This window comes from Vibrio sp. SCSIO 43009 (assembly GCF_023716525.1).
Classification (GTDB): Bacteria; Pseudomonadota; Gammaproteobacteria; order Enterobacterales; family Vibrionaceae; genus Vibrio; species Vibrio alginolyticus.
Genome location: NZ_CP071843.1, coordinates 489851 through 505247, shown reverse-complemented (window position 1 = coordinate 505247; position 15397 = coordinate 489851). Strand labels below are relative to the sequence as shown.

Genomic DNA, 15397 nt, shown 5'->3' with positions numbered 1-15397 from the left:
AGTTTCTGTTCGAGCCGAAACTCTTTGCTGCTAAGCGTTTTGATTTGCTGTTGTGCGGTTTTTTAATGAAACATCTTCTTCCAGAACGCCTTTGTCAGACAGTTCCATTTCCATCAGAGCACGCTCATCATCAAGGATTGCTCGTGCCATTTCTGGTGACACTTGGTTAGCTGGAGTCACTAAGCTTACTGCCACACCAGCAGTTAGGGCAAACAAGCAAGATGGAATCACTGGGTTGCCCCAGAAAGCAGTCAGGTCTGGGCTAAGCATTACTGCAAATGAAGCAATAGACGCACCTGCCAATGTTGCCAATGCACCTTGCCAGTTGTAACGCTTCCAGAAGCGACCCAACATACCGCACACGAACATGCCAGACATAACTGTCGAGATCATCTTAGTGATGTAGCCGATGATGTCGTTAGAGGTTAGCGCGAACAGCAATGCACAACCGATCACTACAACCAAAGCCAAGCGAGAGTAATTCAACATGGATTCTTTGTTTGGCACGCGACCGGTGAACATAACGTACACATCACGCAGTAAGATAGACACGCCCGCAATCGCATCGGAACTTGCACTCGACATGGTTGCCGATAGACCTGCAATAAGAACGATAAGACCAACACCTACTGGCAATACTGTTGCCGCGATGTATGGGAAAGCAAAGTTTGCGTTGTTCAGTTCAGGGTCAATCGCATGCGCCGCCATACCAATGACTGCTGGGATGATGGAGAAGAACAAGTACAGCACACCAGAAGCCACGAACGAACGGCGGATGGTTGATACGTCTTTACCTGAGTAGATACGTTGGCGGAATGAAGGCGTTGCAAGTACACCCACACCAATCACAACAGCAAGAGAAACCGCTGGGATTAAACCAAGCTTATCAATCGCAAGGAAGCTAACCGCTTCTGGGTCCATGGCTGAGTACAGGTTATCCAAGCCGCCAATGTGTTGCACAGACAGTACCGCCATTAGGATGAAGCCAACAAACAAGATGATAGCTTGAATGGTGTCTGTCCAAACCACCGCAGTGTAGCCGCCAATAACCACGTAAATGGTAAACGCAGCTGCGATGATCATCTTCGCAGTGCTCAGCTCAATATCGGCAATCCATGCTAGGTACATACCACCACCAAGGATGTGTGCACCCAACCAGCCAATAGAAGCGATAAAGATAAGCAGACCAACCACGTTCTTCACGATGCGGTTTGCGCCTACGTAATATGCGAGCTCTTCACTCATGGTCATAAAGTTGAGTTTACGAACTGGCGCGAACCACAGTGCCAATAACAAGATACCAATTGCGCCGCCAATGCCGTACAGCGCACCAGCCCAACCGTTTGAGTAACCAAAGCCAACCGCGCCCATACTAGAGCCCGTGCCAACCATGGTTGCTACCGTGGTACCTAATACGAGGAACAGAGGTAAGCCTCGACCACCGAGTAGAAAGTCTTCACCTGATTTTTGATTGCGAGAGACAAACCATCCCAACCAAATTAAAAATAAGACATACGCACCGAAGCCGGTAAGAAAAAGTGTACTGTTCATTGAACACCTCTCATATCAAAATCCATCTTTCAGATTGATATAATTCCAGCAGCAAGTATTAGATTTTATTCCAGAAATTATCTAATTTTATTTTTATAGCTTTTGCTAAATATATTAGGCACTACTGCTTTATGAAATTATATTTATGTAGGGAGTGAGAGTGCCAAAAAGATAATAACAGGAAAGTAATTATTTCCGGCACTCTATTTTATTTAATTAGGTAAAGTGTGATTTCTATCGGCGATCTTCGCGGTAGCAAGTCACATCGACTTCGACTTTCACGTCCACCACGAGATCACACACCATGCAAATACGTGCAGGTGGGTGATCACCAAAGAACTCTCTGAACACTTTATTGAACGATTGGAAGTAACGAGAATCCGTTAGTACCACTTTTACGTGCACCACATCAGCTAGTGTGTAGCCTGCTTCTTCCATAATATCGACACAGTTTTGAATCGCTAGGCGAGATTGGTCAACGATACCGCCTTCTACCACTTCGCCGTCAGTCATTGGTGTTTGACCCGATACGTATAAGAAGCCGCCCGCTTCTGTTGCTCGTGCAAATGGTAAATGTTGACCGCCAGTACCTACACCGCCTTCTACACCATAACGTTTAATTGACATAATATTCTCCAGTGATAATGCTTAATCTATAAAATTAATTTATTTAATAAGTTATTGACGGGTATTATTTCTATAAATAAATACGCCATTTCTATTTTCGGTGACTTTATCTTTTAAATAAGATAGTTCGCCATTTACAAATACAGATTCAATACCTTGCGCGACGGAAATTGGATTTTCGAACGTTGCAGTATCTTTAATTGTATTTGGGTTAAATAAAACCAAGTCTGCGTAAGCGCCTGTTTTTATTTCCCCACGATCTTTCAATTGGTAGCGTGTTGCTGACATCCCCGTCATCTTGTGAATCGCTTCTGCCAATGGGAAAAGCTGTTCTTCACGACAGTAATGCCCCAAGACTTTCGGGAATGTGCCCCACAAACGTGGATGTGGGTGCGGGTCGTTTGGTAATCCGTCCGAGCCCACCATGGTCAACTTATACTTAAGGACACGTTTGACGTCGTTTTCATCCATGCAGTGATAAACCGCGCCCGCAGGTTGCAACGCTTTTGCTGCTTCCATAAGAGGCAGTTGCATCTCGTCAGCAATGTCTTTCAGCATCTTGCCAGCGTGTTCAGGTTTACTTTCAGACCAAGTGATGAAGATGTCGATTTCATCCGTCACCTGTTTTAAATCCAGCGTTGAAGAACTTGCAGAATATGGGTAGCAATCGCAAGACACGTCTTGATGCTCAGAAACCTTATCCATCAAATCCAGCACTTCTACCGTACGTCCCCAGTTACCTGCACCAGCGCATTTAAGGTGAGAAATTACCACGGGCACTTTGGCGTACTGCCCAGTTTCAAAGGCTTCTTCCATTGCACTGATGATTTCTTCAAACTCGGTGCGCATGTGTGTGGTGTAGATACCACCGTGATGACCGAGAATTTCCGCTAAACGCATCACTTCATCCGCGTTGGCTTGCTTGGCACTCGCATAAGCAAGACCCGAGCTCAAACCCAATGCACCCTCTTCCATCGCTTGTGCCAGTGTTTGGCGCATTTGCTCGATTTCTTCATCAGTAGCCGTGCGCAGTAAGTCATCCATCACGTTGTTACGTAAAGTTGTGTGACCGACCAACGCAGCGACGTTGACCGCAGGGTTCGCCGCTTGTACCGCCTTCGCATACTCCGCAAAAGTTGGGTATTTGAAGTCTTCCTGCTTGCCCAATAGGTTCATTGGGTCTGGCGGAGTATCACTGAGTACCGCAGGGCTCGCGCTAATTCCGCAATTGCCTACGATTACTGTCGTCACACCTTGGCTGATCTTTGGCAAGCAGTCAGGGTAACGAATCACATTGGTGTCATCGTGCGTGTGCACATCAATAAATCCCGGAGCCAACGCAAGACCCTGACCGTTGATAACCTTCTTTGCAGAAAGCTCGTCTAGCTGCCCTACTTGCTCAATACGATCTTGACGAATCGCAACATCAGCAATGAATGGTGCTGCACCCGTACCGTCAAATACCTCTACGCTTTTGATAATGGTATCGAACAACATACTTCACTCTCTTCGTCCGTCGTTAACATGATTCCATCTTAATAATTCTTGAAATTTAAACAGTGAAGAAACACACAAAAAACTCAGATTTGTTTGATACTTTCTAACATATTATTTATGGTAGTTAGCAACAAACACTTAATATCAATCACTTAGACCATGTTAGAAGTAGGTACGCCATGAAAGACAATCGCCAAAAGTGTGATAAAAACTATCATAATGAGTGTGTTACCACGCCAGGTTACGGAGAGAAAGCTCAACCTGTTGCGTGTAATTCCGATGGGTTACACAGTTTGATCCATGAAGAGATCACCTTGCCCGCTGCGGTGATCAAATCTTCTTCATTGAAGAACAACCTCGATTGGATGCAGCGTTTTGCCAATCAGCACAAAGTGAAGTTGTCACCGCACGGTAAAACCACCATGACTCCCGCTTTCTTTCAGCAGCAATTAGAAAACGGCGCTTGGGGCATTACCGTCGCAACGCCAGCTCAGGCAGAGATTGCGGCGCTAGGCGGAGCGAAAAACATCATCATGGCGAACCAACTAGTTGGGCGCGCAAACATGACTATCATCGCCAACTTGATTGAAACCCATGGAATCAACTTCTATTGCTGTGTGGATTCAAGCCGAAACGTCAAAGCGCTAGAGCGTGCCTTCGCTGAGCATCAATTGCCGCTTAATGTACTGATTGAGTTTGGTGTCGAAGGCGGTCGCTGTGGATGCCGTAATCAACAAGATGTGGTTGAGCTCGCCACATTCATCCACCAGCAACCTCACCTCACGCTAAAAGGTATCGAGGTTTACGAAGGTGTCATTCATGGTGACAATGCTGAGCAGGACATCCGTGACTTCCTCAACACCACATTAGAAATCGCAGCCCAACTACAAAACGACAAGTTGATTGAGTCCAAACCTCTTGTTACTGGCGCAGGCTCTGCTTGGTATGACGTAGTTTCTGAATGCTTTGCCAACCTAGAAGATTTTGATGCCGTCATTCGCCCAGGTTGCTACGCGATTCATGACACAGGCATTTACCTAGACGCACAAAACAAAGTCATGCAGCGCGCTGAAAATAACCAAGGTGCAGCGTGTGATTTAGGTGGTGACTTGGAATCGGCACTAGAGCTTTGGGCTTATGTCATTTCTCGCCCCGAGCCAACCAAGCTAGTTGCCGGCTTTGGCAAACGTGACGTGGCGTTTGATGCTGGATTGCCAATCCCTGAGCGCGCATACCGCGATGGTGCGTCAATCTCTATTGAAAGTGCGGTAACGACCGCGGTGATGGATCAGCACGCGTTCATCGAAGTAGACGCAAACAGCGACCTGCAAGTGGGTGATATGATTGCCTTCTCAACCTCTCATCCATGTCTAACGTTTGATAAGTGGCGTGCCGTGGCGATTTGTAATGATGAGTATCAAGTCACTCATTGGGTGAAAACCCGTTTCTGATGATGAGCTTAGTGAGGCTTTTCGTTATACTTCATGCCAAACCAGTGGAGGTGGCACAATCGTCTCCATGTAAAAGATAGGAACACAGCTTGAGTTTAGAAGTCGATATTATCTCTCAAATCACTGAACGTTTCAGTGCGCTGCGCGATGCCGAAAAGAAGGTCGCGAAGTTGATCATGGACGACATTCAAACTGCCGCCAATGCCAGCATTACTGAACTGGCAGAAAGCGCAGAAGTGAGTGAAGCCACCATCACCCGTTTTGCTAAAGCTGTTGGCTGCAAAAACGTGCGTGATATGAAGATCAAACTGGCACAAACCTTAACGGTTGGGCAACGATTCATCCTTGAGCCGCCTGATCAAAGTGGCTACCAAGGCATCTATGAGTCGATCAAGCAATCCCTTGATGTAAACCGCAGTTTGATTGTTGAAGAAGATATCGACACTGCCGTGAACTGGCTGCACAACGCAAGACAAGTGATCTGCATTGGTATGGGTGGCGGCTCAACCATTGCAGCACAAGAGATGCAGCATCGTTTGTTCCGTCTGGGCTATCCTGTTGTGGCGTACAACGATGGCTTGTTATCGCGCATGATTGCGGCGACGGCAGACGCGAACGATGTGTTGGTCATGATCTCAGCCACTGGCTATACCCCTGCCATCATAGAAACCGCGCAATTAGCCAAGCAGTACGGCGTGAAAGTTATTGTGATTACTCCGAAAGACACGCCTTTGACTGAGCAAGCCGATTTGGTTCTGCCTATTGAACACCAAGAGACGGACTTCATCTATAAACCATCGGCTTCTCGTTACGCGATGTTGGCTTTGGTTGATGTACTTTCGATGGCGTTAGCCGTTAATCATAAGCGACGCTCGCGCGATAAACTTCGTCGACTCAAAGTTGCCCTTGACTCTTACCGTGGCGGTTTGGAAAGACAGCCTCTTGGTGATTAAACCAACGTGGTCTAGATACCCAAAATCTCGCTCATAAAACTCAAACAATAAAGCCCGATGTTCAGCCTCGGGCTTTGCTTTATCTAGCCGTTTCTTTACGTGTGCACGGTAAACCTGATCCTTGTCTCGATTCTTCAATTTATCTTTCCTAATCCCACCATCATCACGGTAACCCACTATATTTGAATGAGAATATTCTTAGAGACCCATTCAAAAGTGAGCCCAGCTTCAATAATTAATCAATTGATGAATATTGAAGGAATTAACTTCCTAGCCGGACAAAACTGACTCACGTTACACTGAATGCAGTCCCATACTCTTCTATAGCTTGATACGAATTCGAGCTCACCTTCTTAGAGGAAGCGTCGCATGATGAAGCGAATCATTCTTGGCACCCTAGCCCTGACTCTTTTAACTGCCTGTTCCAAAGATGACGGACAGCAAGCCCTTGGCACACTAGAACGTGACCGTGTAACCTTCACTGCAACATCTAGCGAGATAATTCGTGCCCTACCCATTAAGGAAGGCAGCCAAGTCACCGAAGGAGAAGTGCTGGTTCAGCTCGATACAAAGAACCAAGAAGCCGTTTTAGCTCACGCCGTTGCCGAACAAGCCAAGGCTGACGCTTATCTTTTGAAATTGACCAATGGCGAGCGACCGGAAGACATTGCCGCAGCGCAAGCACGCGTTGCCAGAGCGGAAGCTCAATTGGTTGAAGCGCAAAAGAACTACCAACGTAAAGCAGAGTTAGTTCGTAAGAAACTCATCAGCCAATCAGAGAAAGACACCGCTTTAGCAGCCAGAGATTCTGCCCGTGCAGAGCTAGACTCCTCACAAGAAGAGTTCAGCAAACTGACCGCTGGCTCTCGTCCTGAAGATATTGAACAAGCGAAAGCCGCACTCATGGCAGCAAAAGCTGATGTGGCACTGCAAGAACAGAAACTGGCAGAACTCACCATCACGGCCACGCGAGATGGCTTGTAGATAACCTACCGTTTAACCTTGGTGAACGCGTTCCGGTGAATGGCGTGGTTGCTGTAATACAAGCCAGCCGCGTCCCATACGCTCGTGTTTATGTTCCTGCTAACTATCGAGTCGACTTTGTGCCGGGTAAAACGGTTAACGTGCATGTAGATGGCGTTGAGCAACCATATAGCGGCACCGTTCGTTGGGTTGCGACTGAGCCTTCATTCACGCCTTATTTCGCGCTTACCGAAGAAGAACGCTCGCGTTTGATGTACCTTGCAGAAGTCGACCTACAAGACTCCGCACAATCCTTGCCTTCGGGCATTCCAGCGCAAGTGGATTTGGTGGAGTAAGCCAATGACCGAATACGCGATTCAAGCTGAAAATGTGGTGAAGAAGTTTGGTGACTTCACCGCCATCAACAACATCACGCTTAATGTGCCCAAAGGCAGTATTTATGGTTTTCTTGGCCCTAACGGTTGCGGTAAATCGACAACCATTCGTGTGTTGACTGGCTTGCTTAGCCCAAGCGAGGGCAATGTCGATGTACTCGGGCTAGAGATCCCAAAACAATCTGAGCTTCTACGCCTTAAGATTGGCTACATGACACAAAAGTTCTCCCTCTATGATGACCTGACGGTTCAGGAGAATCTTGAGTTTATTGGACAAATCTTTGGTATGGAAACCAAGGCCCTGAAAGCTCGCATCGAAGAACAGCTATCCACCTACGGTCTCGACCAGTTGCGTAAACAGCGCGTGGGCGGAATGAGTGGCGGCCAGAAACAACGCTTGTCTCTCGCCGCAGCCACTATGCACAAACCAGAACTGTTGTTTCTCGATGAACCCACATCTGCGGTTGACCCAGAGAACCGACGCGATTTCTGGGAGCAGTTGTTTGATCTCTCTGACCAAGGTACGACGATTTTGGTCACTACGCACTACATGGATGAAGCAGAGCGTTGCCATCGTCTGGCGATTATGGAAGCGGGCGAAATTCGCGCCGATGGTGAGCCAGAAGAGCTCATGGCGCAAATGGGCGTTAACATCGTCGAAGTCAAAGCGGATAACTTACGCGAGCTAAAAGAGAAAGTCATTCAGCGTGAAGAGGTGCGCTCGGCCGCACAGCTCGGAATTCGCTTACGCATTTTAATCCACCAGCACATCGAAGAACCGATCGAATGGTTAACCCAAACCTTTCCTGAGCTTGATGGCTGCGAGATGAACATTGCTCGCCCGAGCTTGGAAGATGTGTTTGTCAGCGTGACGGGAGAAGGTCGCCAATGATGAAATCTATTGCCCGTATGAAAGCGGTAATGATCAAAGAGATCCGTCAGCTTTCACGTGACCGAATTACCTTTGGCATGGTCGTGATGATCCCGTTGATTCAGCTTTTGCTGTTCGGCTTCGCCATTAATACCGATATTCGCAACATTCCCGTTGGTGTCGTCGATCAAAGTGGCAGTACTGCTGGGCGTGTGATCACCGAGTCCGTCAAAGTCACGCAAGTGGTCGATGTGGTTGAAACCTTTGCTACCGCTTCAGAAGCCGAGCAAGCCATTCAAGACGGTTTGGTGCGAGCGGCTTTAATTCTGCCTAGCGACCTAACCCAACGTATGGTGCAAGGGCGAGAGCTTGGCCAATGGATTGTGGATGGTTCAGACACCATGATCAGCTCTGCGATTCTCTCGCTACAAACCATGCCGTTAACGGATTTTGATTTTGAGATACGCCCTGCCCCAACCAAAACCTTTGAAGTTGCGCTGTATTACAACCCAAGTCGACGCTCGGCGGTGAACATTGTCCCCGGTTTATTGGGCGTGATTCTGACTATGACGATGATCTTGTTCACCAGTGCAGCCATTGTTCGAGAGCGGGAACGCGGCAATTTGGAGTTACTGATTACTACGCCAATTCACTCCATCGAACTCATGGTGGCGAAGATCATTCCCTACATCTTTGTTGGTCTGATTCAGGTGTTTATCATTTTAGGCTTAGGGCACTGGATATTTGGCGTGCCTATAAACGGCGCCATTAGTCAGATATTGTTTGGCACGCTGCTGTTTATCGCCGCGAGTTTAACCTTAGGTTTGGTGATATCCACCATTGCGACGACACAACTTCAGGCCATGCAGATGACGGTGTTTATTCTTTTGCCATCGATTCTTCTGTCCGGATTTATGTTCCCTTATGAAGGAATGCCCGTCGCGGCACAATGGATATCAGAAGCCCTACCAGCCACTCACTTTATGCGCATTATTCGTGGTGTGGTGTTGCGTGGTGCAGACCTAATGGAGCTATGGCGAGATACAGTTTGGTTACTTGGATTCACCGTTATCGGCCTTATTGTAGCTTCATTTCGCTTCAAAAAATCACTCGACTAATCCCACGATATTGCGTTCACTCCTTAAAAAACAAAAAATAGCCCCAACGAAGGGCTATTTTTTGTTTCTGTATTCATACACTGTGCTATCGAGCTCAACTCTCCGACAATATTAATAGTACTCGCCGTAGGAACAATCTCGTAAATCGGAAATATTGTAGTTTTTCAAAGAGTTTATTTTAAAGTTGAACACTACCTGTTTACAGACAACGCCTTCGCGATCCGTATACGTGATAATACCTTCACTGTACGCACGCTGACCATCAGAGGATGTCACGTCAGCAACAAGTTCCAAATGGCCCTTATGCGCGTCTACGCGATTCATCATCTCAAACACATCTACCCACTCTTCGCGATTTGCCATTTGTATTAGCATCGACTTCGCCTGTGTTTCCAACTGCTGGGGGTATACATAATAACGGTTGTAACCAAAGTATGCGCACATAAGTAATAAAACGAGTGCAAATGAGGTTGTTCTTGTCATACAAGCTTCCTCTTGTTGTTATAAAAATCTTGCTTCGTTAATTCAGTATAGGAAGCGAGCAAAGTTTAGGTTATAGAACTTGCCCAAATAACAGGGGACAGTCAGAGACAGTCAATTCTATGACAAGCTCAACAACAAACTTTATTGCACTCTCATCATGGGCTTGAACAAAAATACGCCACAGAGACAGCAAGAAGTAAGAAGTAAGAAGTAAGAAGTAAGAAGTAAGAAGTAAGAAGTAAGAAGTAAGAAAGGAAAACTAACCGGAGCGCGGTGATAACAGAAAAGTAAAAGGAGTTTGAAGAAAAAGACAATCCGAGTGAATGTAGTGAGAGCGGAAATCAAGAGTAGATTATCCGCCCATCAACTAGGCTCAAATTGTCAGTGACCACAACAACGTGACTCGCCGAATTTAAACGTGTTGGTAACTATCTTCGAGAGACTCTGTCTGCGTTGTTTTTTCGCTCACTTCCACTTTAACCGCAGCGACCTTGAACTCAGGGATCTTCGCATGCGGATCCGTCGCCGTTGTCGTTAGGCGGTTGACTGGCGATTCAACAAAGTGGAAAGGAATAAACACCACACCTTTTTGAATACGCTTAGTCACAAAAGCATCAATCTCAATGCTGCCGCGACGTGTAGACACTGTCAGACGCTGACCATTACTGATGCCTAGCGCTTCTGCGTCTTCCGCGCTCACCATCGCGCGAGGGCCAGCAAGTTTATCCAACCCTTTGGTCTTACGCGTCATGGTGCCAGTGTGGAACTGCTCAAGTACGCGACCCGTCGTTAACACAAGTGGGTACTCTTCATCTGGCAACTCAGCCGCATAACGGAACGGTACACCCACCAACTGCCCTTTACCACGAGTAAACTGGGTTTGGTGCATGATGCGAGTACCTGCCGGGTTGTTCTTGTTGCTTGGCCATTGCACACCGTTTGGCGTAATTGCATCCCAACGAAGACCCGCGTATTGAGGCGTCACTCGTGCGATTTCATTAGTGATATCAGACACGCAGTGGTAATCCCAATCACTACCCATTGCATTGGCGATCTCTTGGATAATCCACCAATCTTCTTTCGCTTCACCCGGCGCCGTGACAACCGGATTCACGCGCTGAACACGACGCTCCGTATTGGTGAAGTGACCCGCTTTCTCTGCAAATGAGCAAGAAGGCAGAACCACATCCGCGTATTGTGCAGTCTCCGTTAAGAAGATGTCTTGAACCACCAAGAAGTCGAGCGTTTCTAAACCTTCAATCACATGCGCTTGGTTCGGGTCACTCAACACTGGGTTCTCACCCATGATGTACATACCACGAACGTCACGATGGCAAGCCGCATCAATGATTTCTGTCAGGGTTAGACCTTGCTCAGAAGGCAGATTTGGTGCGTTCCATTCAATCGCAAACTTCTGACGCACAATTGGGTTGTATACCTTTTGATAGCCCGGGAAGCTGTTTGGCAACGCGCCCATATCACACGCACCTTGCACGTTTGATTGACCACGCAATGGGTTGATACCACCACCTTCAATACCGATGTTGCCACACAGCAATTGCAGGTTAGCGATAGAACGCACGTTGTCATGACCTGTCGTGTGCTGAGTAATACCCATCGAGTAGTAAACAGCCGTACGATCTGCTGTACCGATCATGCGCGCCATTGCTTGAATGTCTTCGGCTTTTACGCCCGTAACCAACTCCACTTTATCGAGGTTATAAGCTGGCGACATCACTTCTTGCAGTAAGGTATCAAAGCCGTCGACACGTTCTTCGATGTACTCTTGATCGTACCAACCGTTCTTGATGATCTGCTGCATGACACCATTTAGGAGCATCACATCCGTACCCGGACGGTGCGCCATATACAGCTCAGCATGCTCTGCCATATCGACACGTTTCGGGTCAGCCACAATCAAACGAGCGCCGTGGTGACGAATTGCTTGTTTAATGTGTGAAGCGATGATCGGGTGTGCTGATGTGGTATCCGAACCAATAATAAAGATCACATCCGAGTGCTTAATACTTGGGATGTCGTTGGTCATTGCACCACTACCCAGTGACGCTTCAAGACCGGTTACACTCGATGCGTGGCACAAACGCGCACAATGGTCGACGTTGTTAGTGCCCAGTTCACGACGGACAAATTTTTGGAACGCGTAGTTGTCTTCGTTAGTGGTTTTCGCTGAAGAGAAACCCGCCAATGCGTTGCTGCCAAAATCTTGCTTGATGCCAGAGAACTTGCTCGCAATCAGTTGAATCGCCTCTTCCCAGCTTGCAGGCTGCAACCAACCATCTTTACGGATCAATGGCGTGGTAAGACGCTCTTCACTGCCAATGAAGTCAAAACCAAAGCGCCCTTTCACACACAGCATGCCTTGGTTAACCGGCGAGTCACCGCCTTTCACGTAACGAATCGTATTGGTTGCTTCGTCCACGAACATAGTCAACTTACAACCCACACCACAGTATGTACAAATGGTGTCGACCGCTTTCAGATCTTCAGTACGGCCTTGCGAACGGTCACGACTATCGACCATTGCGCCCGTTGGACACACTTGAACACACGCGCCACATTGCACGCAGTTCGAATCGCCCATTAGGGTTAAACCATTCTTGTTACTTCCGAAGTGTGGACGGTCGTCAGGACGTAATGCTGGACGACCTTGTTTATCGCACACAAAGTTCAGTACACCGTGCACGGCTTTGTCGCGACACGCTTGGATACACTGACCACAGCTAATACAGCGGTTAGCATCAAACTCAATAAACTCAGAGCTACGGTCAACTTCGTACTTATGACGCAAGTCTTTCGCACGAAGATCTAACCAATCTTGATGCGATTTAATCTGTAAGGAGAAGTCAAAGCTTTGCTCAGCTTCATATTCGGTGGAGTAATCACGCAGCGCACAATCGGTATTTGCCTGACAGCCACATTCAAGGCAGCGTGCAGCTTCCTTCATCGCTTCTTCGTTATCAAAGCCCAACTCCACTTCAGCGAAGCTTTGCTCGCGTTGTGCTGGAGTCAGTTCAGGCATGATAGAGCGAGCGACTTTTTGGATGTTCTCGAAGTGAAGTGGATCGACTTGAGAGAGTTTCTTCTCTTTGCGCGAGTTGAACGCCGCCTTTGGCATATCCGCCATATCGCCATTCAAAAACAGGTCAATGGCTTTTGCCGCCACGCGGCCATCACCCACCGCTTCAACTGCCGTTGCAGGACCGCGGCGGAAGTCACCAATACTGAAGATGTTGCCCGTGCCGGTGTGCATGGTCTTTTCATCGGCATCAGAAGTATTCCAGCGCGTAAGTGGAATCGACAAATCTTCGCCTTCGAGGAAGCTCAGATCTGGCTTTTGCGATACTGCCGCAATCACGGTGTCGAACTCTTCGGTAAAGAACTCGCCAGTTGGTTTAGGGCTGCGACGACCAGATGCATCCGGCTCACCCAACGCCATGCGCTCTAGACGAATCGCATTCACGTGTCCGGTTTCATCGGCAAGGTTTTCTGCAGGGTTGGTCAAGAAGTGGAATTTCACCCCTTCGTGTTCCGCTTCGACAATCTCGTAGTCTTCTGCCGGCATTTCGTCACGGGTACGACGGTAAATCAACGTGGTGTCTGCACCAGCACGACGCGCAGTACGAGCACAGTCAATTGCCGTATTACCACCGCCGATCACCGCGACTTTCTGACCCGTGACGTAGTTTTGCTCAGTAACGTAATCTTTGAGGTAATCAACACCTAAGTAGCAACCTTCAAGGTCACTGCCTGTGTAATGCATTTCAACCGCTTGAGACGCACCGACAGCCAAACACACCGCGTCGTATTCTTCACTCAATTGAGAAAGCGTGAAATCTACACCCAGCTTTTGATTGCTGTGAACTTGCATGCCATTGCGGCACATCAGTTCGATTTCTTTATCGAGAATGTCTTTTGGTAAACGGTATTCTGGGATGCCATAACGCAACCAACCGCCCGCTTTTGGCATGGATTCAAAGACCTTAACGTCATAGCCTTCATTCGATAGGTAGTAGCCAGCTGTCAGACCACCAGGGCCACTGCCGACAACGGCAATGCTCAAACCTTTGCTTGGTTTCTTTTCTGGCACATAGGCTTCATGCGCAGACAGATCTGCATCCGCGGCATGACGTTTTAGCTGACGAATTGCGATAGGTTCATCGACTAACGAGCGGCGACATTCGCTCTCACAAAATGCTGGGCATACGCGGCCAATCGATAACGGCATAGGAAGCGTACGCTTAATCACTTCAATCGCTTTTTGATGATCGTTCTGTGCGATGTGATAAAGGTACGATTGAATATCAACGCCCGCAGGACACGCGGTTTTACATGGCGCTTCACAATCGGCGTAATGGTCCGTCATGATGCGGTTGAGTGCTTTTCTGCGGTGCTCGCTTAATTGTTCTGATTGCGTGACCACATTAAGGCCGCGGTAAACTTCGAGTTCACACGCACGCTTAGTACCGCCACTTTCGACTTCAACTACACACAAGTCACACGGTACTTTTTCATTACTTTTGTTCATTCCGCATAGCGATGGGATCTCGACCCCACACACTTTTGCTGCTTCTAAAAGGGTTAGACCCTCTTCTACAATTCTATATTTTCCATCGATGACAATTTCTATCATGCAACCCCCGCAGCAAAGCAAATCCAAATCTGCACAAGTAAAACCATGCATTCTATAAGGATAATCATTTGTAAGACAAGTTAGTGTGATGTAAAACTTATAAACCACATTTTTCACGTGTCATAAAAAGCGAGGGCTTCTTTCGCTAACTTTCAACACTCGGTGTTTAACAAACGTTTTACTCCCTCGAAAGTGCGAAAACTGAAGGGTTGGACTATTTTGATAATAAGAGCAATAAATGATTGACCTTACCCTTAGGTTAACCTTTAGAATCGAAGGGTTTTCATCATTTTCATCAAACACATGGGAAAGGGTATGCACTTAAAATCGCTGCATACAATCTGGTTAACTCTCTTCACGACGCTAGTGCTATTGGTATCTAGTGTGGCGAACAGTCAGCCGTTGATGAATATTCAAATGATGTCTACTGGCATGGCTCATCATCCTTCTATGATGAGTGACAGCGAACACTGCGGTATGCCCGGCATGATGGACGTCTCCATGACAGACGGTTCTATGTCCGAAGCTTCCGTAGCAGAAAATGGCGATGCAAGAGAAACCAGCATGAACTGTGGTGGAGGCTCTGGCATGGTTCATACCTGCTGCACTGCCGCGTGTACGATAGTTTTCGTCCCCCTACCGAATCCTATCAATAGCCCAATGCCCGTTGTCTATCGCGCAACTATTACTCCTGAAGTTGCTTCCCCTGTCGTACACGTCAGCCGCGACCTATACCGACCTCCTATAGCCTAAATCCGTCCTAGCATTCGACCCTGCGCGTGTATCGCAGGTTGTTTTAATGCGCCTGAACGATGAGGTAACAAGGCTTTACTGTTC

At 47.6% G+C, this 15397-nt stretch carries 10 protein-coding genes and 1 pseudogene; 6 read left to right on the top strand and 5 right to left on the bottom strand.

The annotated features are described in order from the left end of the window. Positions 1 to 30: 30 nt before the first annotated feature. The 3 genes from J4N43_RS17910 to J4N43_RS17900 form a co-directional block, all read right to left on the bottom strand. On the bottom strand, positions 31 to 1551 hold the full coding sequence (locus J4N43_RS17910) for a sodium:solute symporter family protein (RefSeq protein ID WP_038899555.1): 1521 nt from the start codon (positions 1549 to 1551) through the stop codon (positions 31 to 33). A gap of 234 nt (positions 1552 to 1785) precedes the next feature. Beyond that, positions 1786 to 2178, bottom strand: coding sequence for a RidA family protein (locus J4N43_RS17905; RefSeq protein WP_005425100.1), 393 nt, complete (start codon positions 2176 to 2178; stop codon positions 1786 to 1788). Between the two features lie 51 nt (positions 2179 to 2229). After that, on the bottom strand, positions 2230 to 3675 hold the full coding sequence (locus J4N43_RS17900; RefSeq protein WP_158159402.1) for an N-acyl-D-amino-acid deacylase family protein: 1446 nt from the start codon (positions 3673 to 3675) through the stop codon (positions 2230 to 2232). Positions 3676 to 3854: 179 nt separating this feature from the next. On the opposite strand from J4N43_RS17900, the gene J4N43_RS17895 reads away from it, so the two are divergent. From J4N43_RS17895 to J4N43_RS17875, 5 genes and pseudogenes are all read left to right on the top strand, one after another. Then, complete coding sequence (locus tag J4N43_RS17895; protein WP_158159403.1) at positions 3855 to 5126, top strand: amino acid deaminase; 1272 nt, start codon at positions 3855 to 3857, stop codon at positions 5124 to 5126. Between the two features lie 89 nt (positions 5127 to 5215). After that, positions 5216 to 6079 (top strand): MurR/RpiR family transcriptional regulator, encoded by an 864-nt coding sequence (locus tag J4N43_RS17890; RefSeq protein ID WP_005425077.1) that lies wholly within the window; start codon positions 5216 to 5218, stop codon positions 6077 to 6079. A gap of 369 nt (positions 6080 to 6448) precedes the next feature. Further along, positions 6449 to 7398 (top strand): annotated as a pseudogene (locus J4N43_RS17885) (HlyD family secretion protein). Positions 7399 to 7402: 4 nt separating this feature from the next. Further along, on the top strand, positions 7403 to 8329 hold the full coding sequence (locus tag J4N43_RS17880; protein WP_020194754.1) for an ABC transporter ATP-binding protein: 927 nt from the start codon (positions 7403 to 7405) through the stop codon (positions 8327 to 8329). Continuing rightward, positions 8329 to 9426, top strand: a complete 1098-nt coding sequence (locus J4N43_RS17875) for an ABC transporter permease (protein WP_017635233.1) — start codon at positions 8329 to 8331, stop codon at positions 9424 to 9426. Before J4N43_RS17880 ends, J4N43_RS17875 begins: the two co-directional genes overlap by 1 nt. A 111-nt stretch (positions 9427 to 9537) precedes the next feature. Here J4N43_RS17875 and J4N43_RS17870 read toward each other — a convergent pair whose 3' ends face one another. Together J4N43_RS17870 and fdhF are read right to left on the bottom strand one after the other, a co-directional pair. After that, positions 9538 to 9909: a hypothetical protein gene (locus J4N43_RS17870; RefSeq protein WP_005375433.1), complete on the bottom strand. Its 372-nt coding sequence runs from the start codon at positions 9907 to 9909 to the stop codon at positions 9538 to 9540. A 412-nt stretch (positions 9910 to 10321) separates the two neighbouring features. Next, positions 10322 to 14560 (bottom strand): formate dehydrogenase subunit alpha, encoded by a 4239-nt coding sequence (gene fdhF / locus J4N43_RS17865; RefSeq protein WP_158159404.1) that lies wholly within the window; start codon positions 14558 to 14560, stop codon positions 10322 to 10324. Positions 14561 to 14875: 315 nt separating this feature from the next. Here fdhF and J4N43_RS17860 point away from each other — a divergent pair, with 315 nt between their 5' ends. Continuing rightward, positions 14876 to 15313, top strand: coding sequence for a hypothetical protein (locus J4N43_RS17860; protein ID WP_158159405.1), 438 nt, complete (start codon positions 14876 to 14878; stop codon positions 15311 to 15313). Positions 15314 to 15397 lie beyond the last annotated feature (84 nt).